This is a genomic window from Streptomyces sp. NPDC007205 (assembly GCF_040634095.1).
GTDB lineage: Bacteria > Actinomycetota > Actinomycetes > Streptomycetales > Streptomycetaceae > Streptomyces.
In genome coordinates this window covers 164,362-190,283 of the sequence record NZ_JBEYEW010000004.1, presented here as the reverse complement: position 1 = coordinate 190,283, position 25,922 = coordinate 164,362, and the positions used below count along the sequence as shown (strand labels likewise).

The 25,922-nt window shown below is 69.2% G+C and carries 24 protein-coding genes and 1 riboswitch; of the genes, 12 read left to right on the top strand and 12 right to left on the bottom strand.

Annotation, left to right across the window (positions count from 1 at the left end):
• Positions 1-5: 5 nt before the first annotated feature.
• The gene (locus ABZ624_RS09610; RefSeq protein WP_360084464.1) at positions 6-494 is read right to left on the bottom strand and encodes a MarR family transcriptional regulator; all 489 of its coding nucleotides are present in this window, start codon (positions 492-494) and stop codon (positions 6-8) included.
• Positions 495-637: 143 nt separating this feature from the next.
• Here ABZ624_RS09610 and ABZ624_RS09605 point away from each other — a divergent pair, with 143 nt between their 5' ends.
• Complete coding sequence (locus ABZ624_RS09605; RefSeq protein WP_360084461.1) at positions 638-1,846, top strand: MFS transporter; 1,209 nt, start codon at positions 638-640, stop codon at positions 1,844-1,846.
• Between the two features lie 110 nt (positions 1,847-1,956).
• Positions 1,957-2,376 (top strand): heme-binding protein, encoded by a 420-nt coding sequence (locus ABZ624_RS09600; RefSeq protein WP_360084458.1) that lies wholly within the window; start codon positions 1,957-1,959, stop codon positions 2,374-2,376.
• Positions 2,377-2,449: 73 nt separating this feature from the next.
• Here the strand turns inward: ABZ624_RS09600 and ABZ624_RS09595 are convergent, their stop codons facing one another.
• Positions 2,450-3,316 carry a GNAT family N-acetyltransferase gene (locus tag ABZ624_RS09595; RefSeq protein ID WP_360084455.1) on the bottom strand — a complete coding sequence of 289 codons (867 nt, stop codon included), beginning with the start codon at positions 3,314-3,316 and terminating at the stop codon, positions 2,450-2,452.
• A gap of 150 nt (positions 3,317-3,466) precedes the next feature.
• Between ABZ624_RS09595 and ABZ624_RS09590 the strand changes: the two genes are divergently transcribed.
• Entirely contained in the window at positions 3,467-4,102 is a 636-nt protein-coding gene (locus ABZ624_RS09590) for a haloacid dehalogenase-like hydrolase (protein WP_360085193.1), read from the top strand.
• Between the two features lie 30 nt (positions 4,103-4,132).
• On the opposite strand, the gene ABZ624_RS09585 is transcribed toward ABZ624_RS09590, so the two are convergent.
• The 5 genes from ABZ624_RS09585 to ABZ624_RS09565 all read right to left on the bottom strand — a co-directional run bounded on the left by ABZ624_RS09585 (position 4,133) and on the right by ABZ624_RS09565 (position 7,849).
• A complete protein-coding gene (locus ABZ624_RS09585) occupies positions 4,133-4,615 on the bottom strand; it encodes an NUDIX hydrolase (protein WP_360084452.1) in 483 nt (160 codons plus the stop codon).
• A gap of 89 nt (positions 4,616-4,704) precedes the next feature.
• On the bottom strand, positions 4,705-5,610 hold the full coding sequence (locus ABZ624_RS09580) for a LysR family transcriptional regulator (RefSeq protein ID WP_360084449.1): 906 nt from the start codon (positions 5,608-5,610) through the stop codon (positions 4,705-4,707).
• Positions 5,611-5,827: 217 nt separating this feature from the next.
• Positions 5,828-6,976, bottom strand: coding sequence for a cystathionine gamma-lyase (locus ABZ624_RS09575; protein WP_360084446.1), 1,149 nt, complete (start codon positions 6,974-6,976; stop codon positions 5,828-5,830).
• Positions 6,973-7,464, bottom strand: a complete 492-nt coding sequence (locus ABZ624_RS09570; RefSeq protein ID WP_360084443.1) for a low molecular weight protein-tyrosine-phosphatase — start codon at positions 7,462-7,464, stop codon at positions 6,973-6,975. The genes ABZ624_RS09575 and ABZ624_RS09570 overlap by 4 nt, the downstream gene beginning before the upstream one ends.
• Positions 7,465-7,471: 7 nt before the next feature.
• Entirely contained in the window at positions 7,472-7,849 is a 378-nt protein-coding gene (locus ABZ624_RS09565) for a phage holin family protein (protein ID WP_360084440.1), read from the bottom strand.
• Positions 7,850-7,909: 60 nt separating this feature from the next.
• On the opposite strand from ABZ624_RS09565, the gene ABZ624_RS09560 reads away from it, so the two are divergent.
• The 4 genes from ABZ624_RS09560 (at position 7,910) to ABZ624_RS09545 (ending at position 10,291) form a co-directional block, all read left to right on the top strand.
• Complete coding sequence (locus ABZ624_RS09560) at positions 7,910-8,227, top strand: cupin domain-containing protein (protein ID WP_360084437.1); 318 nt, start codon at positions 7,910-7,912, stop codon at positions 8,225-8,227.
• A gap of 152 nt (positions 8,228-8,379) precedes the next feature.
• Positions 8,380-8,592, top strand: coding sequence for a DUF5326 family protein (locus ABZ624_RS09555; protein WP_360084434.1), 213 nt, complete (start codon positions 8,380-8,382; stop codon positions 8,590-8,592).
• A 220-nt stretch (positions 8,593-8,812) separates the two neighbouring features.
• Entirely contained in the window at positions 8,813-9,754 is a 942-nt protein-coding gene (locus ABZ624_RS09550) for a helix-turn-helix domain-containing protein (protein ID WP_360084431.1), read from the top strand.
• Positions 9,755-9,853: 99 nt separating this feature from the next.
• The gene (locus tag ABZ624_RS09545; protein ID WP_360084428.1) at positions 9,854-10,291 is read left to right on the top strand and encodes an SsgA family sporulation/cell division regulator; all 438 of its coding nucleotides are present in this window, start codon (positions 9,854-9,856) and stop codon (positions 10,289-10,291) included.
• Between the two features lie 98 nt (positions 10,292-10,389).
• On the opposite strand, the gene ABZ624_RS09540 is transcribed toward ABZ624_RS09545, so the two are convergent.
• Positions 10,390-11,844, bottom strand: a complete 1,455-nt coding sequence (locus ABZ624_RS09540) for a YibE/F family protein (RefSeq protein WP_360085190.1) — start codon at positions 11,842-11,844, stop codon at positions 10,390-10,392.
• A gap of 80 nt (positions 11,845-11,924) precedes the next feature.
• A riboswitch (TPP riboswitch) is annotated at positions 11,925-12,102 on the top strand.
• Here ABZ624_RS09540 and thiC point away from each other — a divergent pair.
• Complete coding sequence (gene thiC, locus ABZ624_RS09535) at positions 12,095-13,897, top strand: phosphomethylpyrimidine synthase ThiC (RefSeq protein ID WP_360084425.1); 1,803 nt, start codon at positions 12,095-12,097, stop codon at positions 13,895-13,897. (Overlaps the previous riboswitch by 8 nt.)
• Positions 13,898-14,109: 212 nt before the next feature.
• Here thiC and ABZ624_RS09530 read toward each other — a convergent pair whose 3' ends face one another.
• The 3 genes from ABZ624_RS09530 to ABZ624_RS09520 all read right to left on the bottom strand — a co-directional run bounded on the left by ABZ624_RS09530 (position 14,110) and on the right by ABZ624_RS09520 (position 17,624).
• The gene (locus ABZ624_RS09530) at positions 14,110-14,970 is read right to left on the bottom strand and encodes a hypothetical protein (RefSeq protein WP_360084422.1); all 861 of its coding nucleotides are present in this window, start codon (positions 14,968-14,970) and stop codon (positions 14,110-14,112) included.
• 180 nt (positions 14,971-15,150) lie between these two features.
• Positions 15,151-16,230 (bottom strand): metallophosphoesterase, encoded by a 1,080-nt coding sequence (locus ABZ624_RS09525; RefSeq protein ID WP_360084419.1) that lies wholly within the window; start codon positions 16,228-16,230, stop codon positions 15,151-15,153.
• 281 nt (positions 16,231-16,511) lie between these two features.
• Entirely contained in the window at positions 16,512-17,624 is a 1,113-nt protein-coding gene (locus ABZ624_RS09520; RefSeq protein ID WP_360084416.1) for a LacI family DNA-binding transcriptional regulator, read from the bottom strand.
• A gap of 428 nt (positions 17,625-18,052) precedes the next feature.
• Between ABZ624_RS09520 and hisC the strand changes: the two genes are divergently transcribed.
• Positions 18,053-19,132, top strand: a complete 1,080-nt coding sequence (gene hisC, locus ABZ624_RS09515; RefSeq protein ID WP_360084413.1) for a histidinol-phosphate transaminase — start codon at positions 18,053-18,055, stop codon at positions 19,130-19,132.
• Between the two features lie 13 nt (positions 19,133-19,145).
• On the opposite strand, the gene ABZ624_RS09510 is transcribed toward hisC, so the two are convergent.
• Positions 19,146-19,523, bottom strand: a complete 378-nt coding sequence (locus tag ABZ624_RS09510; protein ID WP_360084410.1) for a cyclophilin-like fold protein — start codon at positions 19,521-19,523, stop codon at positions 19,146-19,148.
• Between the two features lie 208 nt (positions 19,524-19,731).
• On the opposite strand from ABZ624_RS09510, the gene ABZ624_RS09505 reads away from it, so the two are divergent.
• From ABZ624_RS09505 to cydD, 3 genes are read left to right on the top strand one after another with little or no spacing between them, the layout of a single operon-like run.
• Complete coding sequence (locus ABZ624_RS09505; RefSeq protein WP_360084407.1) at positions 19,732-21,240, top strand: cytochrome ubiquinol oxidase subunit I; 1,509 nt, start codon at positions 19,732-19,734, stop codon at positions 21,238-21,240.
• Between the two features lie 15 nt (positions 21,241-21,255).
• Positions 21,256-22,275 (top strand): cytochrome d ubiquinol oxidase subunit II, encoded by a 1,020-nt coding sequence (gene cydB / locus ABZ624_RS09500; protein ID WP_360084404.1) that lies wholly within the window; start codon positions 21,256-21,258, stop codon positions 22,273-22,275.
• 59 nt (positions 22,276-22,334) lie between these two features.
• A complete protein-coding gene (gene cydD / locus ABZ624_RS09495; RefSeq protein WP_360084401.1) occupies positions 22,335-25,898 on the top strand; it encodes a thiol reductant ABC exporter subunit CydD in 3,564 nt (1,187 codons plus the stop codon).
• Positions 25,899-25,922: the final 24 nt, after the last annotated feature.

Here is a 25,922-nt window from a genome sequence, read left to right as displayed (position 1 = left end):
TTCGATCAGCGGGAAGGATCTCCTGTGCGCGCGCCCTGTGACGGTACGTTCAGGGACTCCACGACCCGGACCAGCGGGGCCAGTTCGGGGTTCCTGGAGGCCTCGTCCAGAGCCTCGCGCAGGGCGGCGTCATTGGTCGGCCGCGCCTCCTCCAGCAGCCGCAGGCCCGCCTCGGTGACGTTGGTGTAGATACCGCGCCGGTCGGTGGGGCAGAGGTAGCGCTCCAGCAGGCCACGGTCCTCCAGCCGGGTCACCAGGCGTGTGGTGGCGCTCTGGCTGAGAACGACGGCGTCGGCGACCTGTTTCATCTGCAGATGGCCGCCCTCGCCGTCGTGCTGGCGGCTCAGCACATCGAGCAGGGAGTACTCGCGCACGCTCAGGTCGTGCTGTGTCTGCAGGGCGCGCTCGATGTGCGCCTCGATTCTTCCGTGCAGCGCAGAGAGGGCGCACCAGCCCTGCGCGAGGGCGGTGAGCGCTGTGTCCGTCGCTGTCATTGGCGTTTCCTCCGTCCCGGAGCGGCTGCATCAAGGGTAGAGCAAGTCCGCAATAGTACGCGCTTGCAATTAATCAGCGTCTGCAATTATTGTGAACGCACGCAAAGCGCTCCTGCAATCGTCTGGGAAAGGTGTACCCCTCCATGCCTCTCGCGCTTTTGGCCCTCGCGATCGGGGCCTTCGGAATCGGAACCACCGAGTTCGTGATCATGGGCTTGCTGCCCCAGGTCGCGAGCGACTTCGGGGTCTCCATCCCCACGGCGGGCCTGCTGGTGACGGGCTACGCGCTCGGCGTGGTCATCGGCGCCCCGCTGATGACCGTGCTCGGCACCAAGGTCGCGCGCAAGCGGATGCTGATGCTGCTGATGGGCCTCTTCATCGTCGGGAACCTGCTCTCCGCCGTGGCACCCACCTTCGCGATCATGCTGATCGGACGCGTGGTCGCCTCCCTCGCGCACGGTGCCTTCTTCGGCATCGGCTCGGTCGCGGCGGCCGAGCTGGTCGCGCCCGACAAGAAGGCCGGCGCCATCGCCATGATGTTCACCGGCCTGACCGTCGCCAATGTCGTGGGTGTTCCGCTGGGCACGCTCATCGGCCAGCACATCGGCTGGCGCGTCACCTTCGGCATCGTCGCCGCTCTCGGGGTCATCGGTCTCGCCGGCGTCGCCAGGCTGGTGCCCGAGATGCCGCGGCCCGAGGGTGTGCGTCTGCGGCACGAACTGGCCGCTTTCAAGAACGCCCAGGTCCTGCTGGCCATGGCGATGACCGTTCTCGGCTTCGGCGGCGTCTTCGCGGCCATCACCTACATCGCCCCGATGATGACCCACGTCACCGGCTTCGCCGACGGCTCGGTCACCTGGCTGCTGGTCCTGTTCGGCCTCGGCATGGTCGGCGGCAACCTCATCGGCGGCACGTTCGCCGACCGTGCCCTGATGCCGATGCTGTACGTCTCCCTGGGCGCCCTGGCCGTCGTTCTGGCCCTCTTCACGCTCACCGCCCACAACAAGATCGCGGCGGCCGTGACGATCGCCCTGATCGGCGCGCTGGGCTTCGCGACCGTACCGCCGCTGCAGAAGCGCGTGCTCGATCAGGCGCACGGAGCCCCGACGCTCGCGTCGGCCGTGAACATCGGCGCCTTCAACCTGGGCAACGCGCTGTCCGCCTGGCTCGGCGGCACCGTGATCGCGGCCGGCTTCGGCTACACGTCCCCCAACTGGGTCGGAGCCGCCCTCGCAGCGGCCGCCCTGGTCCTCGTCGTCCTCTCGGCGGCGCTGGAGCGGCGCGACGGTGCCCACAGCACCGTGGCCGCCTCCGGTACACCCGCTGGGCAGCGGACGCCGGTCCACCACTGAGCACCTGGGGACCGCGGGGCGCCTCACCATCCGTACCCACAGAGCTCCCGTGCCGGCGTACGCCCCCGATACCGCAAGCCCCATAACGCACACACGAGGAGAGAACCTCCATGAGCACCACCGCCGTCGCCCCGCTGTCCATCGAGGACGCCGAACTGCTCGTCGCCACGGCCCGCCGCGCGGCCGAGGACGCCGGAGTCACGGTCAGCGTCACCGTCCTGGACGCCGGCGGCCATCTGCTGGCCTTCCGCCGGGACGACCGGGCCGTGCTGATCTCCGGCGAGACCAGCACCCGCAAGGCCTACACCGCCCTCCAGCTGAACACCCCGACCGCCGACCTGGTCGACGCCGTCCAGCCCGGCGGCCTGTTCCACACGCTGCCCACGGCCCTCGACCGGCCCCTGCTGTTCATCGCGGGTGGTGTGCCCGTCCACCGGAACGGCCGGCTGATCGGCGCGATCGGTGTCGGCGGCGGTGCGCCGGAGCAGGACCACGGCGTCGCCACCGCAGCCGTGCGGGCGCTCGCCTGATCACCCGGCTCCGGACGAAAAGCGCCGGCCCCACCGTACGACGCGGAGGGGCCGGCGCTCGTGGTACGAGGGCTCAGCCCGCGGCTACGGTCAGGGGCGCGAACCGCCGGGTCCAGTCCCCCGGGAGGTCCGTGATGCCGTAGGTCATCACCGCGTTGAAGGCCACGGAAGCCAGCCCCCGTGCCTTCGCCCAGGCCAGCAGCTCCTTATGGCGCACGTCGATGTCGGTGCGCAGCGGGCGGTCCGTACGGGCCGCCACCGAGGTGAGGAGCGCCTGGGCCGTCTCGGTGTCCCGGGCGATCAGCGGACCGACGACGTGGGTGTCCATGTTGGGCCACGCGGCCGTGTAGCCGACGATCCGGCCGTTCTCCTCGGCTACCCGCAACTGGTCGGCGAAGGCGGGCAGCCGGGTGATCAGGGGAGTGCGGTCGGCGCCGAAGACCTCCTCGTCGATGCGCAGGATCGCGGGAAGGTCCTCGGCGGTGGCTGCTCGGGTGAGCACGCCGGTTTCCGGCCCGCCGGGAGTGAAGCGGCCCATCAGCATCTCCGCCTGGCCCGTCACCTTGAACCCCAGTTCCTCATACAGAGGACGGCCGTTGGGCGTGGCGTGCAGGGTGAGGGGGGTGGTCCCCATGACTGAGACGACATGGCGCATCAAGCGGCGCCCGACGCCCCGACGGGCATGGCGTTCGGCCACCAGAACCATGCCGATGGCGCCGAGGTCCGGGCGGTTCCACGAGCCGTACTCCGTGACGACGCACGCGGCGACAAGGCCACCCTGAGGATCATCGATGCCGAAGCCCTTCCCAGCCGCGAGGAGGAACCCCCATTTGTGTTCCTCGCGTGGCCACCCCCGGTCTTCGGACAAGTCGGCGCAGGCGGTGAGATCGCGAAGCGTCAGACGGCGGATGGGCAGAGCGGCGAGGGAGGGAGTCGACACGCAGGTCAGGCTGGCCGATCGATGCCCTCGGCGTCCACCCGTTTCGACACAGACACACGTGCTTTTGGTCATGCCGTGGCCATATGCACAGCCCGTGAACAGCAGCCGGTGTTTCACGTGAAACACCGGCAGCCGGTTAGCCTCCAGGCCATGGCGAGACTTCATCTCTTCGACCTTGACGGCACGCTGCTGCACGGCAGCACCGCACCGGTGGAGATTTCCCGTCAGTTGGGGCTGGAAGCGGAGACTGCGGCACTGGACCGGGCGATCGCGGAGGAACGGATCGGTCCGCCGGAGTACGCGGCGCAGGTGTACGACCTATGGGCCGATCTGACCGAGGCGCACGTCAGCGCCGCATTCGAGGAGGCTCCTTGGCTGGCCCGCATCCATGAGGTCTGGGTGGAGATCAGAAACGCCGGTGAATACTGCGCGGTGGTGTCGCTCTCGCCGTCCTTCTTCGTGGAACGCCTTCTCGACTGGGGTGCTCATGCGGCGTATGGATCCCGCTTCCCCGCCGTGCCGTTCACCGAGCCCGTCGATCCGTCCGGGGTGCTCAGCGCCGCAGCCAAGGTGACCATCGCGGACCGGCTCTGCGCGGAGTTCGGAGTCGCGCGGGCGGACTGCGTGGCGTACGGCGACTCCATGTCCGACAAGGATCTGTTTGCTGCCGTACCGGTTTCGGTGGCGGTCAATGCGGACAACCACCTGGCCGGGCTTGCGACCCACTCCTACGCGGGACGCGATCTGTGGGATGCCTATGAACTGGTCGCCCTGCCCGATAGGTGACGGGCTTCCTGGGGCCGGGAGCTGAGGGCGTCAACCGAGGTCGGGAGCGTGCATGGCTCGTACGCCCTCGATGTTGCCGTCCAGATAGTGGCGCAGCGACAGCGGGACCAGGTGGACGGAGGCGATGCCGACCCGAGTGAAGGGGACGCGGACGATCTCGTACTCACCGGCCGGCTCGTCCACTTCGGGGCCGTGTCGTAGGGCCGGGTCCATGGACTCCAGCCGGCAGACGAAGAAGTGCTGCACCTTTACGCCGGTCGCGCCGCTGTCCTCGCCGATGTGCTCCACAGTGTCCACAAAGCACGGGACCACATCGGTGATCTTGGCGCCGAGTTCCTCGGACACCTCCCGGTGCAGGGCGTCCACGACGGTTGGATCTCCGGGCTCGACCCCGCCACCGGGAGTGACCCAGTAGGGATCGACACCGGGCTTGGTGCGCTTGATCAAGATCAGGTCGTCACCGTCCAGAAGAACGGCACGGGCGGTGCGCTTGACCACGGGTCGGACGGTCATGGGAGAAATGTGGCCCGGCTGGTTCCACGTGAAACATCGCAAAGCGTCACCGTACGACCGCCGTACGTGGACACTGTGCCGGAGGACCCTCAGCACCAGGCCGTGGCCGCCCGCAGAAGCCACTCGTGAGCCCGCGCTATAGGGGGAATGGCGAGGGTTCCGGTCCGCGCCACCAGGAAGTATGTGCGCAGCGGTGGCACCGCCGGGTCGTGCAGGGCTGCGACCGTGCCGTCGCCGAGGGCGGCAGCGCACAGATAGCGGGGCAGCACCGCGAGTCCGGCACCCGAGGTCGCGCAGGCGAGGACGGCCCGTAAGTCAGGGACGATGACCGTGCCCGAGGCGGCGGGGCGGGAGTCGAAGACAGAGGCCCAGTAGCGGGAGACGAAGGGCAGCGACTCGTGGACCTCGACGACGGGCAGATTCTCCAGCGCGGGCGCCCCCTTCAGACACAGCGCCCCCGTATCGATCCGCTCGACCCAGCGAGGGGCGGCGACCAGTACGTGTTCCTCGTCGCAGAGAGGAGTCGCGGTGAGCAGAGCACCACGGGGCCGGGCTGTGCTGATGGCCAGGTCATGGTGTCCGGAGGCCAGTCCCTCCAGCGTCTCCTCCGCCGTGCCGAAGGAGACACGGAGTGCGAAGCCCTGGCCGTCGTCGCCGGTCAGCCCTGTCAGGGCGGGCACGGCACGTTCGGCGGTGAACTCGGGCGGTCCGGCGAGGTGCAGGGTTCTGAGCGAGGACTCGTCGTCCAGGCCGCTCTCGGCTATCTCCACCAGGGCGTCGAGATGGGGTGCGGCCTTGTGCGCGAGTTCGTCACCGATGGTCGTCGGGGTCACTCCGCGCGCCTGCCGAAGGAAGAGAGGTCTGCCCAGTTGCCGTTCCAGCGTGCGGATCTGTGAGGTGACGGCGGGCTGGGAGAGGCCGAGCAGAGCGGCGGCGCGGGTGAAGGAACCAGCCCGGTGCACAGTGACGAACGTGCGCAGCAAGGCCAGATCCATGGCGTGCCCTCCTCTATCCCTGCCCTCCTCCGGCCCCCAGGCAGGCCCCAACTATAAATAAGTCGATAGGTCTCTGTCGCTAACGTGATTGGACACTGACACAGGGTCAACTAGCCTAGTTCGCGCGGTTCTTCGCATGTGGAACCGATGACGGTCCGAGCCACGAGGGGGGAGGCTCGGACCGTTCCGCGACATCAGTGGGCGGAAGAGGACGCGTTCACTCGGCGGACTCGTCCAGCGCACGCAACAGGTCGGCGATCAGGTCCTCGGGGTCCTCGGCGCCCACGGACATGCGGATGAATCCCTCCGGGACTTCGTCCCCGCCCCAGCGGCGGCGGCGCTCGGCCGTGGAACGCACGCCCCCGAAGCTCGTCGCGTCCTCGACGAGGTGCAAGGCCCCGAGGAAACGCTCGGCACGCGCGCGTGTGGGCAGCGTGAAGGAGACCACGCAGCCGTAGCGGTGCATCTGTTCCGAGGCGATCTTGTGCGAGGGATCGTCGGGCAGCCCGGGATAGCGCAGGTCCGACACCTCGGGCCGCTGCTTGAGAGCCGTGGCGACCGCAAGGGCGGTGGCGTTCTGCCGGTCGACGCGCAGTTGGAGGGTGGCGATGGACCGGTGCGCGAGCCAGGCCTCCATGGGCCCGGAGATCGCCCCGGCGATCTTGCGCCAGCGCCGTACGGCGGCCATCGCCTCGGCGTCGCGGCCGGTGACGTAGCCCAGCAGCACGTCGCCGTGGCCGGTGAGCTGCTTGGTGCCGCTGGCCACGGAGAAGTCGGCGCCGAGCTCCAGCGGGCGCTGGCCGAGCGGGGTGGCGAGGGTGTTGTCGACGGCCACCAGGGCGCCCTGTGCGTGCGCCGCCTCCACCAGCCGCCGGATGTCGCACACGTCGAGCCCCGGGTTCGCCGGGGACTCGATCCACAGCAGCCGGGCTCCGTCGAGGACCTCCAGCTGGGCGTCGCCGCCGGTGGGTGCGGTGCGCACCTCGATGCCGTACGCCTCCAGCTGGGCGCGGACCAGCGGCAGTACCTGGTAGCCGTCGGAGGGCAGCACGACCGCGTCTCCCGCGCGCAGCTGGGAGAACAGCACGGAGGAGGTCGCCGCCATGCCGGAGGCGAAGACCAGCGTCTCGACGTCGTCCTGCCCGGGTGCCTCCAGTTCACCGATGGCCCGCTCCAGCAGCGTCCAGGTCGGGTTGTCGTCACGGCCGTACGCGTACGGGCCCGTCACCTCGCCGGGCAGGTGGAAGTGTGCCGCGAACACCGGTCCGGGAAGGGTCGGCTCGTGCTTGACCGGCTCGGGCAGGCCGGCGCGTACCGCGCGCGTGCCGTCGCCGCTACGACCCTGGTCCTTGGCGGTGTCGCTCATGCGGCTCGTCCTTCCAGTTGCTCGCGTACGGCGGCGAGCAGACCGAGGCTCGCCGTCTCCACCATCTCAAGACACTCCTCGAAGCCGTTCCACTGTCCGTAGTACGGATCGGGTACGTCGAGGGCGTCGCCGGCGGCGGGGTCGTACGAGCGCAGGAGGCGGACCTTGTGCGCGTCCTCCTCGGTGGGCGCGAGGCGGCGCAGGGTCTTGAGGTGGCCGATGTCGAGGGCGATCACGAGATCGAGGCGGGAGAACCACGACGGCTGGAACTGGCGGGCGACATGGTCGCTGTCGTAGCCGCGCTCTTCGAGGACCGAGACGGTTCTGGGGTCGGCGGATTCGCCCTCGTGCCAGCCGCCGGTGCCGGCGCTGTCGACCTCCACCCGGTCCTCGAGGCCGGACTCCGCCACACGCGCGCGGAAGACGGATTCGGCCATCGGGGAGCGGCAGATGTTGCCGGTGCACACGAAGCAGACGCGGTAGGTCATGGCTCGCTCAGTCCTCGTCGGGCAGGACCATGTGCAGGGCCCAGGAGACGACCGAGATGATCAGGCCGCCGATCACGGCCGTCCAGAAGCCTTCCACGTGGAAGCTCAGATGGAACCTGCCGCACACCCAGGAGGTCAACAGCAGCATCAGCGCGTTCACGACCAGGGTGATCAGGCCCAGGGTCAGGATGAACAACGGGAAGGTGAGCACCTTCACGATCGGCTTGACCAGCCAGTTCACCAGGCCGAAGATCAACGCGACGACGACCAGCGTGCCGGCCTTCCTGGCCGTGTTGTCACCCGTAAGAGTGATCTTGTCCAACAGCCACACGGCGACCGCCAGGGCGCCCGCGTTGGCGATCGTCTTGACTACGAAATTCTTCATGTGTCTGATCGTGGCAGACCAGACCGACGACGAGCAGAGCGGCAAGGGCGGACAACGGCGATGAAGGCATTCCGGCTGGACGAACTGGAGGCGGAGCGAGCCGCCAACGAGGGGGCCTACCTTCAGTTCCTGCGCGAGCGGAACATGTCCGTCGGCCTGTACGCCCTCAACGCCGGCGAGCACGACCCGCAGAAGCCGCACAACCAGGACGAGGTGTACTTCGTCGTGAGCGGCCGGGCGTCGATCACGGTCGGACTGGAGACGACCGAGGTGGCGCGCGGCAGCGTGGTGTACGTGCCGGCCGGCGTCACCCACAAGTTCCACCACATCAGCGAGGACCTGAGGGTTCTCGTCGTCTTCTCTCCGCCCGAGGCGTGAGCCCGCACCTCGGGGTTCCCTAGGGGACGGGTCAGGGGAGGACAAGGGATGCGAGGCCCCCGCCGGGCCCCTTGCCGGCCCTAGCATCGAGTGCAGAACGCCAACGCTGTATTCGAGAACACAGACTTACGAGAACGCAAAGGACGAGGGCTATGCGAGAGATCTTCGCGGGACTGCCGTGGTGGGTGAAGTGGGTCGCGGTGCCCATCATCGCCCTGGTCGTGTTCGGCGGCCTGATAGCGACCGTGGTCGGGTTCGTGATCGGTCTGCTGTTCAAGGCGCTGGTCTTCGTCGCCCTGGTCGGCGGACTCATCTACGTCGTGCGCAAGTTCATGGCGGGCTCCTCGTCACGCGGCGACTGGTGACGGACGCGGGAACTGGTGACCGCTCACGGGATCACCGGTTGCCGGCAAGGTGATCACCGGTTTCCCTCGGGGGAGGGAAGTTTCCCCGGGAGGCCGTCTGCGGTCGGGGACGGACGATTAGAGTCCGGAACTCCCGCGGGGACCGGCCCCGCGGGCGGCGCAGATCCCCTCCGTGCTCCTCCTCCGCACGGGCTGCCCCTCGCGCTCCGGGAGTAACCCCTTGGCCACGGTTGACACCACACCGGCAGAGCCCCACGCACCCCCCAACCCACCGCGCACCTGCGCGCCCCCCTCCCCACGTCCGCCGACCGTCGCGGTCCCCGAACAACCGCACCCCAGCGGCGCCTCGGGCCCGCCGCACCGCGCCGGCGCCTCAGGACCGCCGCACCCCGCCGACACCACCGGACCACCGGCCACCGCGACGCTCATCGGGTCCGTCCAGCGCGCCATGCGCCTGCTGGAGACCGTGGCCACACACAGCTACGGCGCCCCCGCCAAGCAACTCGCCCGCGAGACGGGCCTGGCTCTGCCGACGACCTACCACTTGCTGCGCACCCTGGTGCACGAGGGCTATCTGCGCCGCGAGAAGGGGCTGTTCTTCCTCGGCGAGGCGGCTGAGCGGCTGGGCAGCAGCGGAGCTCAGCAGAAACGTCGCAGCGCGGTCGCCGACACGCTCGCACACTGGCGCGATTCCATCGGGGTGCCGGTGTACTACGCGATGTACCGGGACGGCGAGATCGAGGTCATGTGCGTCTCCGACTCCCCCGGGGCGCCGGCGGTCGAGGAGTGGGCCGACTTCCGCGAGACCGGTCACGCGCACGCCATCGGGCAGTGTCTGCTCTCCCAGCTGGACGAGGACGCCCGCCGCGACCACCTTGCCCGCTATCCCGTCCAATCGCTCACGCCGTACACCGTGCGCGACAACGATGCCCTGGTGCGGCGGCTGGCCCGGATGCCGCGCATGAAGCCGGTGGTGGAGCGTCAGGAGTACGCGCTCGGGACGGTCTGCGCGGCGGTGCCGATCACGGTCGGCACGACCGTGGCCACGATGGCCATGTCGCTGCCCGCCGACCAGGCCGACCGGCTGCTGCCCGCGGCCCGTCGGCTGCAGGCCGAGATCGGGCGGCATCTGGGGACGCTCACCCTCTCTATCAGTATCTGAAAACTTACTCCTTGTGATCTCACGTGTACGTTCAGCAAGATTTGACCACGGTTACAGGGAGCAATCCCGGCCAGTCGGTGTCATATGACGGGATGGACGATGCGCGAGTCCGTACAGGCAGAGGTCATGATGAGCTTTCTCGTGTCGGAGGAACTCTCCTTCCGCATCCCGGTGGAGTTGCGCTACGAGACCAGTGATCCCTATGCCGTGCGGCTCACCTTTCATCTACCCGGTGATGCTCCGGTGACTTGGGCGTTCGGGCGTGAACTGCTGATCGACGGTGTCGGCCGACCGTGCGGGGAAGGGGATGTGCACATCGCTCCCGTCAGTTCCGATGTGCTGGGCGAGGTGCTGATCAGGCTTCAGGTCGGCTGCGACCAGGCCCTGTTCCGTTCCTCCGCACCTCCGCTCGTGGCCTTCCTGGACCGTACGGACAAGCTCGTGCCGTTGGGCCAGGAGGGCGCCCTGGCCGACTTCGACGCCCATCTGGACGAGGCCCTTGACCGCATTCTGGCCGAGGAGCAGAGCGCGGGCTGAAGCGTCACGGCACGGGCCGCCGGGCGCTGCGCCATGCCGCGTGGACGCATGCAGGAACGCTTCTGCCTGGTGCCCTGTCCGGGACGCTCAGCTCGGGCTCACCGCTTCCGGCGTCGGCCGCGGCCGCCACGAGCCGTAACGAGCTGTGCCGGAGCCGGGGTGCCCGGGCCGGTCCGGTCGGCCGAGACCACCAGGGCGGCGAGCGCGGTGGTGACCGGGACTGAGGCGACGAGACCGATCGAGCCCACCAGCGTGCGCACGATCTCCTCGGCCACCAGTTCGCTGTCGGCCACGGTCCCGACGCTGCTCTGCGCGATCGAGAACAGCAGCAGCAACGGCAGCGCGGCACCGGCATAGGCGAGGACAAGGGTGTTGACCACGGAGGCGATGTGGTCGCGGCCGATACGGATGCCGGCCCGGTACAGCCCGCGCCAGCCCATCGACGGATTGGCCTCGTGCAGCTCCCAGACGGCTGACGTCTGCGTCACGGTCACATCGTCCAGGACACCGAGCGAGCCGATGATGACGCCGGCCAGCAGCAGGCCGCTCATGTCGATCGACGGGTACAGGCCATGGATCAGACCGGTGTTGTCGTCCGTGTTGCCGGTCAGGGCGGCCCAGCTGATGAAGAGGGAGCCGAGTACACCGATCAGCGACAGGGAGATCAGCGTGCCCAGCACCGCCACCGACGTCCGCGCCGACAGACCGTGGCACATGTACAGGGCGATCAGCATGATGGCGCTCGCTCCCACCACTGCCACGAGCAGCGGGTTCGAACCCTGGAGGATCGCGGGCAGGATGAACAGGGTCAGCACCAGGAAACTCACCGCCAGTGCGATGAGCGCCATGAGCCCGCGCAGCCGTCCGACCACCACCACGGCGAGCGCGAAGATCCCCGCGAGCAGCGTCATGGGGAACTTCCGGTTCACGTCGGCCACCGAGTACTGCAGGTCCTTCGGTGCCGAGGGCTCGTAGGCGGCCACCACCTTCTCGCCCTGGTGCAGCTGCCGGGTCTGGTCCGGCTGCACGATCTCGGTGAACGTACGCCCCTTGTCCTTGCCGGTGTCGACACGGACGGTCGCCTTCTTGCAGGTTCCCTTCGCCTCCTGTTGCGCCGAGGTGCCCTCGGCGGTGGAGGTGTTGCCGGTCGGGGTGTCGCCGGATGCGTTCACCGACCGGCAGCTCACCTCGACGACCCTGGTGACCGTGGCCTGCTGGGTCTCCCGGTCGAAGCCGACGCCGGTGCGTTTGTGGGACGGAGCTCCCCCGGGCCAGAGAACCAGCAGCCCGACGACGACCGCCGCGGTGAACGGGACCAGGATCGCGGCGATGACCTTGCGCAGGTGCTGGGAGACCGGGGCAGCGGGACCGTGGCTGTGGCTGTGGCTGTGGCTGTGGCCGTGCGCGTGACCGTGGCCTCGGCCGTGACCGCGGCCGTCGTCCCCACCAGATCCCCGCCCGGGACCCTGGCCGTCGCCCCCGCCGAAGCCGGTGCCCTGCTCTGAGCCCTCGTGATGGCGTGGCTCGGGCGGCTGATATGGGTACTGATCCATCCTGGTCACCGCCCGATCATTGCAAGAACGGCGGGGGCCCACTGTTCACCGCGCCACATATGGCGCTAGCGTGGAGGCACCTTTGCACACGCGGGAGCTCGGAGCACCGGGCTGAGAGGGCGCTGACCTCCGTACACGCGATGTTTCACGTGGAACATGCCATGTTCCTCAGGAAACACCGGCAGACGGAAACCGCTGCGTCGACCGCCGAACCTGTTACCGGGTAATGCCGGCGTAGGGAGTAGGTCACATGACCAACAAGGACGCACGCACGCCTGCCTCCGTCCAGGACGAGAAGTCCCAGGAGGCCGGGAAGTCCATCGGCTGGCACAAGGCGTACGTCGAGGGTTCGCGCCCCGACCTGCGCGTGCCGGTCCGCCAGGTGCACCTCACCAACGGGCAGTCGGTCACGCTGTACGACACGTCGGGCCCGTACACCGACCCACTCGTTGATACCGATGTCCGCAGGGGCCTGCCGCCGTTGCGGGATAACTGGATCATCGCCCGCGGCGACACCGAGGAGTACGCGGGCCGTCCCGTCCGTCCCGAGGACGACGGGATCAAGCACACCTCGCCGCGTGGCGGGCTGCGCAACCTGGACGCGGTCTTCCCCGGACGCCCGCGCCAGCCGCGCCGGGGTCGCAGCGGCCAGACGGTGACGCAGCTCACGTATGCGCGCCGGGGAGAGATCACCCCCGAGATGGAGTACGTGGCCATCCGGGAGAACGTTTCTCCCGAGGTGGTCCGCGAGGAGATCGCGGCGGGCCGGGCGGTGCTGCCGGCCAACGTCAACCACCCGGAGATCGAGCCGATGATCATCGGCAAGCGGTTCCTGGTGAAGGTCAACGCCAACATCGGCAATTCCGCGGTGACCTCCTCCATCGAGGAAGAGGTGGAGAAGATGACCTGGGCGACCCGCTGGGGCGCCGACACGGTCATGGACCTCTCCACCGGCCGCAACATCCACACGACGCGTGAGTGGGTGCTGCGCAACTCCCCCGTTCCCATCGGCACGGTGCCGCTCTACCAGGCACTGGAGAAGGTCGACGGCAGGGCCGAGGAACTGACCTGGGAGATCTACAAGGACACCGTCATCGAGCAGGCCGAGCAGGGCGTGGACTACATGACGGTCCACGCCGGCGTGCGGCTGCCGTACGTCCCGCTCACCGCCAACCGCAAGACCGGCATCGTCTCGCGCGGCGGCTCGATCATGGCCGCGTGGTGCCTGGCGCACCACAAGGAGTCGTTCCTGTACGAGAACTTCGAGGAGCTGTGCGAGATCCTCGCCGCCTACGACGTCACGTACTCGCTGGGCGACGGTCTCAGGCCGGGCTCGATCGCGGACGCCAACGACGAGGCGCAGTTCGCGGAATTGCGAACCCTCGGGGAACTCAACCGGATCGCCAGGCGTTTCAACGTACAGACGATGATCGAGGGTCCGGGACATGTCCCGATGCACAAGATCAAGGAGAACATCGACCTTCAGCAGGAGATCTGCGATGAAGCTCCGTTCTATACGCTCGGCCCGCTGACCACGGACATCGCGCCGGCGTACGACCACATCACCTCCGGCATCGGCGCTGCGATGATCGCCTGGTGGGGCACGGCGATGCTCTGCTACGTCACGCCCAAGGAGCACCTCGGCCTGCCCAACCGGGACGACGTCAAGACCGGCGTCATCACCTACAAGATCGCTGCGCACGCGGCCGATCTCGCCAAGGGGCACCCGGGAGCCCAGGAGTGGGACGACGCGCTGTCCGACGCGCGCTTCGAGTTCCGGTGGGAGGACCAGTTCAACCTCGCTCTGGACCCGGACACGGCACGGGAGTTCCACGACGAGACCCTGCCCGCCGAGCCCGCCAAGACGGCCCACTTCTGCTCCATGTGCGGGCCGAAGTTCTGCAGCATGAAGATCAGCCAAAGCATCACAGAGCGGTTCGGTGGTGCGGCGGCTGAGGGGGCGTCACCCGAGGAGGTCGCTGAAGGAATGCTGCAGAAGTCGAAGGAGTTCGCTGAGGCGGGGAACAGGGTGTACCTGCCGATCGCGGACTGAGCTCAACGTACGGCGGTCCGTGCTCCGAATGCTCAAGCCGGCTGGGAGCACGGGCCGCGCGCTCACGGCCGTGGACGCCTTCTCGCGGGACATCCGCCGCGAACACGGCGGCTGACCGGGTGGTGATACCACGCCGGTTGGCCGCTCGGTCCCCCCCGGTCGGGACCCCGCGGTACGGAGCGCGAGCCGGGTTGTTCGGGTGCTGGTGCGGGTCAGTCGGGCTGGTGCTCCGGGCCGCCGAAGTCCGGGCTTGTGTAGTCCGGGCTGGTGAAGCTCGGGCGACCGGAGCCGGAGCCGTCGTCGGGGCTGCTGAAGCCGGGGCGGTCGTACCCGAGGCGGGGCATGCGGCCGCTCGGGGCGGGTGGCGTCGTGTGGTGCAGGGCGGCTGGTCCGGGCTCGGCGAGCGCCTCGCGCAGGAACGGCAGGATGCCTCGCTCCAGCAGGGCGTCCCGCCAGGCCTCTCTGGCCCTGTCCAGCTCCCGGTGCGCCGCGTCCAGTGCCTGGGCCTGGGGCGAGCTGCTGTTGCGCAGCGCGGTGAGGAGCAGGCCGACGGCGGCGACGAGGATCGCGGCCGCGGTCACCGCGCCGAACACCCAGCCGGCGGTGAGCATGGTCTGCGCGAAGGCCTGTCCGGGGCTGAGTGTCTTCAGGATGTAGCCGACGAGGAGGAAGATCGCCGCGGCCGTTCCGGACAGGACGGGAGCCAGGACGGCGATGACCGCGATGGCGCCCGCACCGGTGCTCTCGGCATCCTCGCCGAGGGTGGTGACGAGCCCGGTCGTGGCCGAACCCGGCTCCGCGGTGGCGGAGTCGCCGGCGGCCGACGGGGCCATGGCCGGGTGGCGCAGTTCCTGGCGGACCTTCACATAGTGCTGGTATTCGGCCGCTGCGGCGGCCGTGATCAGGGCGCTGGCGTCGAGTGCCATGGTGCGCAGTTGTTCCGGATTGAGCCGCTGTCCGACAGCGGCCAGTTCCGGCCGGTGCGGTGCGGAGCGCAGCGCCTCGCTGAGGAGCCGCTCGAATTCCTGGCGGTCCTCGCTCTGCAGGTGCTGCGGAACGCTGTTCATGTGCATCCCCCGATGCTCCGTAGGGCTTGGGGCTCGCACGCCGGCGAGCCGTCGGGCAGAAACGGAGGGGAGCCTGCTACGGATAAGCCGATGGTAGAGCCGTGACGGCACACGGTGACAGGGGGTTGCCGGAAATTGCCCCCCGCGTGCGTGTACTCCGCCGGGGGACGCCTGCCCGCGGGACGGTCAGGTAGTCAGGGGCAGTTGCCGGACCAGTAGCTTTCCGGCCATGGTCACCCCGCCGTCCATCGCGATGGCGAGCCCGTCGGCGTAGACGTGCGGGTCCTCCACGGCCGGGCCGGTGCCCTCCTCGCCGTCCTCGGAGCCGACCTCGCCGAGGAGGTAGGGGATCGGGCTGTGGCCGTGAACGATGCGAGTGCCGCCGTACGTATCGAGGAGGGAGCGTACGGCGTCGGCGCCGCCCTCGTCGCGGAAGGAGAAGCGCTTGGTGAACTTGCGGAACAGATCCCAGCACTCGTCCGCGTCATTACGGGTGAGGGTCTCGCGGACGGTGTCGTTGACCGCCTCGATGGAGTCTCCGTAGTCGAGGTAGGCGGTGGTGTCCGAGTGCACGAGCAGATAGCCGTCGACCTCCTCGACGGCGTCGAGACGGGCCATCCACTGCAGGTGGTGGTCCTGGAGGCGGTCCATGTCGGTCTTCTGGCCGCCGTTGAGCAGCCAGGCCGCCTGGAAGGTGGCGGTGCCGGCGCCGGAGTTGACGGGGGTGTCGCCGAACCGCTTGGCGCCGAGCAGCAGTAGTTCGTGGTTGCCCATGAGGGCCTTGCAGTAGCCGCCGGCCGCCGCGGCCTCGGCGGACAGCCGCATCACGAGGTCGATGACGCCGATGCCGTCGGGCCCGCGGTCAGTGAAGTCGCCGAGGAACCACAGCCGGGCAGTGCCGGCGCACCACTGGCCCGAGGTGTCGATCAGCCCCTGTTCCCGCAGGGCGGTCATCAGTTCGTCGAGGTATCCGTGCACGTCTCCGACGACGAACAGCGGTCCTGGCCCGGTCGCGGGCTGCGGGGCAGGGGCCGCGGGTGCCGGTTCGACGGGGACCTGGAGCCTCTCCGGCCGGTTGATGACGGGGAGGTCGCGCTGGGTGGGCGTGTAGCCGTCGGGGTACGCCTCGTCGACGGGCGGCACGGTGTCGCCCGGGGGGGCGGTGCGGACGTACGGACCGGTCTCGTGGACGTACGCCGGTACCCGGAAGTCGCGCAGCGTCGCCGTCCGCTCCACTTCGGGTCCCTGACCGGCCCCCTGAGTCATCAGACCCCTCCACCATCGCGCCGCATCTGCACCGCTTCGGACTGCCTGGTCGCAGCGGTCCGCGGTGTCGTGGGCCCATCATAGGAATGCGCGTCGCGCCGTGTGATGACCCAGGGGTGGTGAATCGGAACAAGACTCCAGTTCACCGCGGCTTTCGCCCCGTTTGGGCAGGTGTTCGGCCGGCTATGCGCCGACCGAACCCCCGGCTCGCCGGTCGCCGGCCCGCCCTGCCCCTGCCACCGGCTGAGGGCTGTACGGGGTGAGCGCCCCGCTTTCCGGCGCTATTTCCCGTCCGGTGACCGCGGCGGGCTGACCGTCGTGCGCGGCGGGCGCCGCTGGGAGGAGGTGCGCACGATCAGCTCGGTCGGTATCACCTGCTCGACCGGCTGGTTCGACTCCATGCCCTCGATGGCGTCGATGAGGAGCTGGACCACCGCGGTGCCGATGCGACGGGGTTTGAGGGAGAGCGTGGTGATGGGCGGCTCAGTGCTGGCGTAGACCATGGACTCGCTGCAGCACACGAGGAGCAGGTCCTCGGGGACGCGGAGCCCGTAGCGGCGGGCGGCGGCCAGCAGATCCGTGCCGTTGGGGTCGAACAGTCCGTAGACGGCGTCGGGCCGGTCGGGGCGGGCGAGCAGCCGGTCGGCGGCGACGGCGCCCGCGCACGGGTCGTGCGCCGGATAGGCCTCGTAGACCGGGTCCTGGCCGACGCGTTCGCACCAGCGCAGGTAGGCGGTGGTCGACAGATGGGTGTACGTGTCCGTCGTCGTGCCGGTGAGCAGGCCGATACGGCGGGCACCGGCGGCGGCGAGGTGGTCGAGGATGCCGAGTACGGCGGCCTCGTGGTCGTTGTCGACCCAGGCGGTGACCGGCAGCGAGCCGGCCGGGCGGCCGTCGGAGACGACCGGCAGCCCCTGCCGGACCAGCTCGCTGACCACCGGGTCCTGGTCGGACGGGTCGATGACGACCGTGCCGTCCAGGGCGACGTTGGACCACACGTCGTGGCGGGAGGTCGCGGGCAGGATGACGAGGGCGTAGCCGCGGGCGAGCGCGGCCGAGGTGGCGGCCCGGGCCATCTCGGCGAAGTACGCGAACTCGGTGAAGGTGAAAGGTTCATCCCCGTATGTCGTCACGGTCAGGCCGATCAGACCCGACTTCCCGGTACGGAGCGTGCGGGCGGCGGCTGAGGGGCGGTACCCCAGTCGGTCGGCGACCTCGCGGACATGGCGGCGGGTGGCATCCGGGAGCCTGCCCTTGCCGTTGAGAGCGTCGGAGACGGTCGTGATGGAGACCCCGGCGGCGGCGGCCACGTCTCTGATGCCCGCCCGGCCCGGCCGACTGCCTCGACGTGAGGTTTCCGCGCGGCTCACCTGGTGCTTCCCTGCTGCTGTCATGGCGAGCCGATAGTAGGGCTCATACGGTGGGGTAGTGCGGACGCATATGCACGCGTTGACAGGCACGTTTCTGCATGGTTGCTACGGCACAACTGCCTTGGAAACTAAGGTAGTTAAACGATCCGGCGGTAGGACTTTACTTGTCAACGCGCATGGGCCTGCCGAGGGTCCGATGTCTCGAAGAGGTCTCAACTCACCTGCACGGGGGATGCGCGCCACGGCGCAAGCCACCGGCGCATAGATATATGTACGGTGCGCCCCCTGAAAGTACGCCTTCGTACGGGGATGCCCGTGATGGCGGGAGGGCGGATGCGGTTTGCGTATTACCGGCCCGCATCTGTACGCACCGGGGCCGAATCCTCATAAGGTGAGGAGTATTGGAAGCCGGCGGCGTCGACGGTCCGCCGGTGATCGCGAGGAGGACTGCGGTGAGCGAGACGAGCCCCAAGCTGCGCGCCGAGCTGGAGGGTATCCCCACTTACAAGCCGGGCAAGCCCGCCGCAGCCGGCGGGCCGGTCGCCTACAAGCTGTCCTCCAATGAGAACCCGTACCCGCCGCTGCCCGGCGTGATGGAGAGCGTCACGGCGGCCGCCTGCAACTTCAACCGCTACCCGGACATGGCGTGCACGGGGCTGATGGAGGAGCTGTCCGAACGGTTCGGCGTCCCGCTCTCCCATCTGGCCACCGGCACCGGCTCGGTGGGCGTCGCCCAGCAGCTCATCCAGGCCACCAGCGGTCCCGGCGACGAGGTGATCTACGCCTGGCGGTCCTTCGAGGCGTACCCGATCATCACTCAGGTCAGTGGCGCCCGGTCGGTGCAGGTGCCGCTCACGTCCGGCGAGGTGCACGACCTGGACGCGATGGCGGACGCGATCACCGACCGGACGCGCCTGATCTTCGTCTGCAATCCCAACAACCCGACCGGCACGGTGGTGCGGCGGGCCGAGCTGGAGCGGTTCCTCGACCGGGTGCCCGGCGATGTCCTGGTGGTGCTGGACGAGGCCTACCGCGAGTTCATCCGCGACCCGGAGGTGCCCGACGGTGTCGAGCTGTACCGGAACCGGCCCAACGTCTGCGTTCTGCGTACCTTCTCCAAGGCCTATGGGCTCGCCGGGCTGCGCGTCGGTTTCGCGATCGCCCATGAGCCGGTCGCGGCGGCGCTGCGTAAGACGGCGGTGCCCTTCGGCGTCAGCCAGCTCGCGCAGGAAGCGGCGATCGCCTCGCTGCGGGCCGAGGACGAGTTGCTCGGCCGGGTCGGCTCTCTGGTGTGCGAGCGCAAGCGCGTGGTCGACGCGCTGCGCGCCCAGGGCTGGACGGTGCCGGAGACGCAGGCGAACTTCGTCTGGCTGCGGCTGGGGGAGCGCACGGTCGCATTCGCGCAGGCCTGTGAGCAGCATGGTGTGGTCATCCGGCCGTTCCCGGGCGAGGGTGTGCGGGTGACGGTCGGAGAGACCGAGGCGAACGACATTTTCCTGAAGGCGGCGGAGGCGTTCCGCAAGGAGCTGTAGCCCGACAGGGGCTCTACTCGTCGATCAGTTCCACTCGGATGGGGTCGCCGTCTCGTACGGTCGCCAGAGCGCGGGCGTCCCCGTCCAGGCTTCCGAGGACATTGCACGGGCTCGCGAGGCGGCACTCGTCGCCTCGCGAGATCGGTGTGGGGCCGTAGGGCAGGGCGAGCGCATCGCCGTCCGTCCAGAAGGCCACCGTGCCCGGCTCCACGACCTGCCGGGCGTCCGTTTCACGTGAAACAGAGACTCCTGTGTCGAAATAGACCTCCTCGCCCCATGTACAGGCGCTGGAGATGAGCGGCAGTGCCTTGGCGAGGGCCTGCGCGGTCGGTGTATCGGTGTCGAGGGTCGCGGTGATGTTTCCCGCGGGCCAGGAGATACGTATCTGCATGGCGCGCAATTCAACAAGATGTTGAAGTCGCTGCCAAGGCCCTGACGTGAAGGCGAAGGGGGGACCCCCTGTTCGTTGCCGAAAATCAGTGCGTCATAATGGCTTGTGAATGTGAACGCGTTCACAAGCGCGTCCCGATTGTCCTGTATGTGCGCGGTAAGCAGGGCAAACCGCCGCTGTATCACGGCGTAGTAAGGAGAGTGACGACGTGGACCTGGCTCTGGCGCCGGAGACACTGGCGCGCTGGCAGTTCGGCATCACCACCGTCTACCACTTCCTGTTCGTCCCGCTGACCATCTCCCTGGCCGCCCTCACGGCCGGGCTGCAGACGGCCTGGGTGCGCACGGAGAAGGAGAAGTACCTCAGGGCGACGAAGTTCTGGGGCAAGCTCTTCCTGATCAACATCGCCATGGGAGTGGTCACCGGCATCGTGCAGGAGTTCCAGTTCGGCATGAACTGGTCCGACTACTCGCGCTTCGTCGGCGACATCTTCGGCGCACCGCTCGCCTTCGAGGCCCTGATCGCTTTCTTCTTCGAGTCGACCTTCATCGGCCTGTGGATCTTCGGCTGGGACAAGCTCCCCAAGAAGATCCACCTGGCCTGCATATGGATGGTCTCGATCGGCACGATCCTGTCGGCGTACTTCATCCTCGCCGCCAACTCATGGATGCAGCACCCGGTCGGCTACAGGATCAACAAGGCGAAGGGGCGCGCCGAGCTGACCGACTTCTGGGCCGTGCTGACCCAGAACACCGCACTGAGCCAGGCCTTCCACACCTTGTCCGCTGCCTTCCTGACCGGTGGGGCCTTCATGGTGGGCATCGCCGCCTACCACCTGGCCCGCAAGAAGCACATCCGCGAGATGAAGACCTCGCTGCGGCTCGGTCTGGTCACCGTGGTCATCGCCGGTCTGCTCACTGCGGTCAGCGGGGACACCCTCGGCAAGGTCATGTTCAAGCAGCAGCCGATGAAGATGGCCGCCGCCGAGGCGCTGTGGGACGGGCAGAAGCAGGCGCCGTTCTCGATCTTCGCCTACGGTGATGTGGAGAAAGGGCACAACACCGTCGCGATCGAGATCCCGGGTGTGCTGTCCTTCCTCGCCAGCGAGGACTTCTCCTCGTACGTCCCCGGCATCAATGACGTCAACAAGGCCGAGCAGCAGAAGTTCGGGCCGGGCGACTACCGGCCCAACATCCCGGTCGCCTTCTGGGGCTTCCGCTGGATGATCGGCTTCGGCATGGCCTCTTTCGCCATCGGCCTGGCCGGACTGTGGCTGACCCGCAAGAAGTTCATGCTGCCCGAGCATCTGCGAGTCGGCGAGGACGAGGTGCCGCATCTGGTGCTGTTCAAGAACAAGGCGCTCAGCCCGAAGCTGACGACCTGGTACTGGCGCATAGCGATCTGGACCCTGGCCTTCCCGCTGATCGCCAACTCGTGGGGCTGGATCTTCACCGAGATGGGCCGCCAGCCGTGGGTCGTCTACGGCGTCCTGCAGACCCGGCACGCGGTCTCCCCCGGTGTTTCCCAGGGCGAGGTCCTCACCTCGATGATCGTCTTCACTTCGCTGTACGCGATTCTCGCCGTGGTCGAGGTCAAGCTGCTCGCGAAGTACGTCAAGACCGGCCCGCCCGAGCTGACCGAGGCCGACCTCAACCCGCCCACGAAGATCGGCGGCGACACCCGTGACGCCGACAAGCCGATGGCCTTCTCGTACTAGGCCGGGGGAACAGTCATGGAACTTCACGACGTCTGGTTCGTTCTGATCGCCGTCCTGTGGGCCGGCTACTTCTTCCTTGAGGGCTTCGACTTCGGGGTCGGCATCCTCACCAAGCTACTGGCCCGGAACCGGCCGGAGCGGCGGGTGTTGATCAACACCATCGGACCCGTCTGGGACGGCAACGAGGTGTGGCTGCTCACGGCCGGCGGCGCGACCTTCGCCGCGTTCCCGGAGTGGTACGCCACGCTCTTCTCCGGCTTCTACCTGCCGCTGCTGATCATCCTGGTCTGCCTGATCGTCCGGGGCGTCGCCTTCGAGTACCGGGCGAAGCGCCCCGAGCAGAACTGGCAGCGCAACTGGGAGACAGCGATTTTCTGGACCTCGCTGATCCCGGCGTTCCTGTGGGGCGTGGCCTTCGGGAACATCGTGCGGGGCGTGAAGATCGACCAGCACTTCGAGTACGTCGGCAGCGTCTGGGACCTGCTCAACCCCTACGCCCTGCTCGGCGGTCTGGTGACGCTCACGCTGTTCACCTTCCACGGAGCGGTCTTCACCGCGCTCAAGACCGTGGGGGACATTCGGGTGCGGGCACGGAAGCTGGCCCTGTGGGTCGGCCTCGTCACGGCCGTCGTGGCGCTCGGCTTCCTGCTGTGGACGCAGGCCGACAGTGGTGACGGCAAGAGCCTGGTGGCCCTCGTTGTGGCGGTCGCCGCCCTGGTGGCCGCACTGGTGGCCAACCAACTCGGCCGTGAGGGATGGGCGTTCACGCTGTCCGGCGTCACCATCGTGGCCGCCGTGGCGATGCTCTTCCTGTCGCTCTTCCCGAACGTCATGCCGTCGACGCTCAACGGGGATTGGAATCTGACGGTCACCAACGCCTCGTCGAGCCCGTACACCCTGAAGATCATGACGTGGCTGGCGGCCATCGCCACACCGCTCGTCCTGCTCTACCAGGGCTGGACCTACTGGGTGTTCCGCAAGCGAATCGGCACGCAGCACATCGCTCCCGACGCTACGGCCGGCGCCGCACACTGAGTCCGCCGAGGGTGTGTTTCACGTGAAACACACCCTCTGGACCGAAGGATGCGTTTCACGTGAAACCAATCGATCCCCGTCTTCTGCGCTACGCCCGCGCCACCCGGCTCTTCCTGGCGGCGGTCGTCGGCCTGGGAGCTGTCGGTGCGGGGCTGGTCATCGCTCAGGCGATGCTCATCGCCGAGGTTGTCGTGGGAGCGTTCCAGCGGGGCGAGTCCGTCGCTGGACTGCGTACTCCCCTGTTGCTGTTGGCGGCCGTGGCCGTGGGGCGGTCGGTTGTCGCCTGGCTCACCGAACTCGCCGCCCATCGGGCGAGCGTGGCGGTGAAGTCCGAACTGCGAGGACGGCTTCTCGACCGGGCGGCGGCGCTCGGTCCCGGGTGGCTGGCCGGGCAGCGCACCGGTGCGCTGGTCACGCTGGCCACGCGCGGGATCGATGCCCTCGACGACTACTTCTCGCGCTATCTGCCGCAGTTGGGGCTCGCGGTGGTGGTGCCGGTGGCAGTGCTGGCGCGGATCGTCACCGAGGACTGGGTGTCGGCGGCGATCATCGTCGGCACCCTGCCCCTCATCCCGCTCTTCATGATGCTGATCGGCTGGGCCACCCAGTCCCGGACGGACCGTCAGTGGCGGCTGCTGTCGCGGCTGTCCGGGCACTTCCTGGACGTGGTTGCAGGACTGCCCACGCTGAAGGTCTTCGGCCGGGCCAAGGCACAGGCCGAATCCATCCGCCGGATCACCGGTGAGTACCGTCAGGCCACCCTGCGGACGCTGCGGATCGCCTTTCTCTCGTCCCTCGCGCTGGAGTTGCTCGCCACGCTGTCGGTCGCCCTGGTCGCGGTGACGATCGGCATGCGGCTCGTGCACGGCGACATGGACCTGTACATCGGCCTGGTGATCCTGGTGCTGGCGCCCGAGGCCTACCTGCCGCTGCGCCAGGTAGGCGCGCAGTACCACGCGGCGGCGGAGGGGCTCGCCGCTGCGGAGGAGATCTTCGGTGTGCTGGAGACGCTGGTTCGGGCGTCGGGTACGGGTGCGGTACCTGCGGGCGCGGTGACCTTCGACGGGGTCACCGTGCGCTACCCCGGGCGTTCCCTGGACGCCGTGACGGGGGTGTCGTTCCGTGTCGAGCCCGGCGAGACGGTCGCGCTGGTCGGGCCGAGCGGGGCGGGCAAGTCGACGCTGTTGAATGTGCTGCTCGGGTTCGTCCAGCCGGTTGAGGGGCGGGTGCGGATCGGGGGCGCGGCTCTCGCGGACCTCGACCTGGAGGAGTGGTGGTCACGGATCGCGTGGGTGCCGCAGCGGCCGCATCTGTATGCCGGGACCATCGCGGAGAACGTGCGGTTGGCCCGGCCGGACGCGGACGACCGTGCCGTACGCCGGGCGCTGCGGGATGCGGGTGCGCTGGAGTTCGTGGATGCGCTGCCCGAGGGGGCCGAGACCGTGCTCGGGGAGGACGGGGCCGGGCTGTCGGCGGGGCAGCGGCAGCGGGTGGCTCTGGCTCGGGCCTTTCTCGCGGATCGACCTGTGCTGTTGCTGGACGAGCCGACGGCTGCGCTGGACGGGGCGACGGAGGCGGAGGTTGTGGCGGCGGTGCGGAGGCTGGCCGCCGGGCGGACAGTGCTGCTTGTGGTGCATCGGCCGGCGTTGCTCGGGGTTGCTGACCGGGTGGTGCGGTTGGAGGGTGCGGAGCTTGTGACGCACCGGGGTGCCGGTGAGCCCCCCAGGGAGCTCATCTCCCTGGACCCCCGCCTTTGCCCGCCCACCACCCGACTCGATGGGCTGGGAAGCGAGCCCTCGGACTCTCGGGCTGGTCGGTTCGGGAACGACTCCGCACGTGTCGTTTCGGGGCGGCCCCGGCGTGTCCTTGGGCGGGTGCGAGGGCTTGGTGGGGCCCGGCGGGGGCGATTGGCGCTGGCCCTGGCGTTGGGGTGTCTGGCGCTCGGTAGTGCCGTGGGCCTGATGGCGACCTCCGGATGGCTCATCTCGCGGGCCTCGCAGCAGCCTCCCGTGCTGTATCTGATGGTGGCCGTGACAGCCACGCGGGCCTTCGGGATCGGGCGGGCCGTCTTCCGGTACGCCGAGCGGCTGGTGTCGCACGACGCCGTGCTGCGGATGCTGGCCGACACCCGGGTCGCCGTCTATCGGCGTCTGGAGCGGCAGGCACCTGCCGGACTGCGGACCGTCCGTCGCGGCGATCTGCTGACCCGGCTGGTCGCGGATGTCGACGCGCTCCAGGACTACTGGCTGCGCTGGCTGCTGCCCGCGTCGGTCGCCGTCGCCGTGTCGGCCCTCTCGGTCGGATTCACGGCCTGGCTGCTGCCCGAGGCCGGTGCCGCCCTCGCGGCGGGCCTCGTGGCCGCCGGTGTCGGCGTCCCGCTCGTCACCGCGACCGTGGCGCGGCGGACCGAACGACGGCTGGCTCCTGCCCGGGGCGACCTCGCCACCCGCGTCACCGACCTGCTCACCGGCACCGCCGAGCTGACCGTCGCCGGTGCGCTGCCCGCCCGTACCGAGGCGGCCCGGCGAGCCGACGGCACCCTCACCCGGATCGCCTCGCGTGCCGCCACCGTGACGGCGCTCGGCGACGGGCTGACCGCGCTGATCTCGGGCCTGACCGTCACGGCGACCGCGCTGTTCGGCGCCCAGGCGGTGGCCGCGGGCCGGCTCCACGGCGTGGCGATGGCCGTGGTCGTCCTCACGCCACTGGCCGCCTTCGAGGCCGTACTGGGGCTGCCGCTCGCCGTGCGCTACCGGCAGCGGGTGCGGCGGAGCGCCGAGCGTGTCCACGAGGTGCTCGACGCTCCGGAGCCCGTGCGCGAGCCGGAGCGGCCCCGGCAGGCGCCCGCCTCGCCGTTCCCGCTGGTGGTCAAGGGGCTGGCCGCACGGTATGAGGGGCAGCGGAGGGAAGCGCTGACCGGCTTCGATCTCACCCTGGAGGAGGGGCGGCGGATCGCTGTGGTCGGGGCGTCGGGTTCCGGCAAGACGACCCTCGCCCAGGTGCTGCTGCGCTTCCTCGACCCGCGGGAGGGCTCGTACACGCTCGCCGGTGTGGACGCCTGCGCGCTGGCGGGTGACGACGTACGGCGGCTTGTCGGACTGTGTGCGCAGGACGCGCATCTCTTCGACAGCTCGGTGCGCGAGAACCTGCTGCTGGCCAGGAAGGGCGCCACCGAGACCGAGCTGCGCCGGGCGCTGGGCCGGGCCCGGTTGCTGGACTGGGTGGACGGGCTGCCCGACGGCCTGGACACGCTCGTCGGGGAGCACGGAGCGCGGCTGTCCGGGGGCCAGCGGCAGCGGCTGGCGCTGGCCCGTGCGCTGCTGGCCGACTTCCCCGTCCTGGTCCTCGACGAGCCCGCCGAGCATCTGGACCTGCCGACGGCCGACGCGCTGACCGCCGATCTGCTGGCCGCCACGGAGGGTCGTACGACGCTGCTGATCACCCACCGACTGGCCGGCCTGGAGGCGGTGGACGAGGTGATCGTCCTCGATGCGGGCCGGGCGGTGCAGCGGGGCACGTACGCGCAGTTGCTCGCGGCGGACGGGCCGCTGCGGGCGCTGGCACGGCGGGAGGCGGAGGCAGGGTCCTTGGTGGTGGCGGGCCGACCGGCATCGGTTCGGTGAACGACACTCCGGTTCCTGGCTCCG

Excerpts from the sequence above, each read along its gene's own strand:
- ABZ624_RS09570 (WP_360084443.1), bottom strand. The coding sequence starts at position 7,464 with ATGACCTACCGCGTCTGCTTCGTGTGCACCGGCAACATCTGCCGCTCC.
- ABZ624_RS09565 (WP_360084440.1), bottom strand. The coding sequence starts at position 7,849 with ATGAAGAATTTCGTAGTCAAGACGATCGCCAACGCGGGCGCCCTGGCG.
- ABZ624_RS09510 (WP_360084410.1), bottom strand. The coding sequence starts at position 19,523 with ATGCAGATACGTATCTCCTGGCCCGCGGGAAACATCACCGCGACCCTC.
- ABZ624_RS09585 (WP_360084452.1), bottom strand. The coding sequence starts at position 4,615 with ATGACCGTCCGACCCGTGGTCAAGCGCACCGCCCGTGCCGTTCTTCTG.
- ABZ624_RS09600 (WP_360084458.1), top strand. The coding sequence starts at position 1,957 with ATGAGCACCACCGCCGTCGCCCCGCTGTCCATCGAGGACGCCGAACTG.
- ABZ624_RS09540 (WP_360085190.1), bottom strand. The coding sequence starts at position 11,844 with ATGGATCAGTACCCATATCAGCCGCCCGAGCCACGCCATCACGAGGGC.
- ABZ624_RS09575 (WP_360084446.1), bottom strand. The coding sequence starts at position 6,976 with ATGAGCGACACCGCCAAGGACCAGGGTCGTAGCGGCGACGGCACGCGC.
- ABZ624_RS09605 (WP_360084461.1), top strand. The coding sequence starts at position 638 with ATGCCTCTCGCGCTTTTGGCCCTCGCGATCGGGGCCTTCGGAATCGGA.
- ABZ624_RS09555 (WP_360084434.1), top strand. The coding sequence starts at position 8,380 with ATGCGAGAGATCTTCGCGGGACTGCCGTGGTGGGTGAAGTGGGTCGCG.
- ABZ624_RS09590 (WP_360085193.1), top strand. The coding sequence starts at position 3,467 with ATGGCGAGACTTCATCTCTTCGACCTTGACGGCACGCTGCTGCACGGC.
- ABZ624_RS09545 (WP_360084428.1), top strand. The coding sequence starts at position 9,854 with ATGCGCGAGTCCGTACAGGCAGAGGTCATGATGAGCTTTCTCGTGTCG.
- ABZ624_RS09560 (WP_360084437.1), top strand. The coding sequence starts at position 7,910 with ATGAAGGCATTCCGGCTGGACGAACTGGAGGCGGAGCGAGCCGCCAAC.
- ABZ624_RS09530 (WP_360084422.1), bottom strand. The coding sequence starts at position 14,970 with ATGCACATGAACAGCGTTCCGCAGCACCTGCAGAGCGAGGACCGCCAG.
- ABZ624_RS09610 (WP_360084464.1), bottom strand. The coding sequence starts at position 494 with ATGACAGCGACGGACACAGCGCTCACCGCCCTCGCGCAGGGCTGGTGC.
- cydB (WP_360084404.1), top strand. The coding sequence starts at position 21,256 with ATGGAACTTCACGACGTCTGGTTCGTTCTGATCGCCGTCCTGTGGGCC.
- thiC (WP_360084425.1), top strand. The coding sequence starts at position 12,095 with ATGACCAACAAGGACGCACGCACGCCTGCCTCCGTCCAGGACGAGAAG.
- ABZ624_RS09520 (WP_360084416.1), bottom strand. The coding sequence starts at position 17,624 with ATGACAGCAGCAGGGAAGCACCAGGTGAGCCGCGCGGAAACCTCACGT.
- ABZ624_RS09580 (WP_360084449.1), bottom strand. The coding sequence starts at position 5,610 with ATGGATCTGGCCTTGCTGCGCACGTTCGTCACTGTGCACCGGGCTGGT.
- ABZ624_RS09525 (WP_360084419.1), bottom strand. The coding sequence starts at position 16,230 with ATGACTCAGGGGGCCGGTCAGGGACCCGAAGTGGAGCGGACGGCGACG.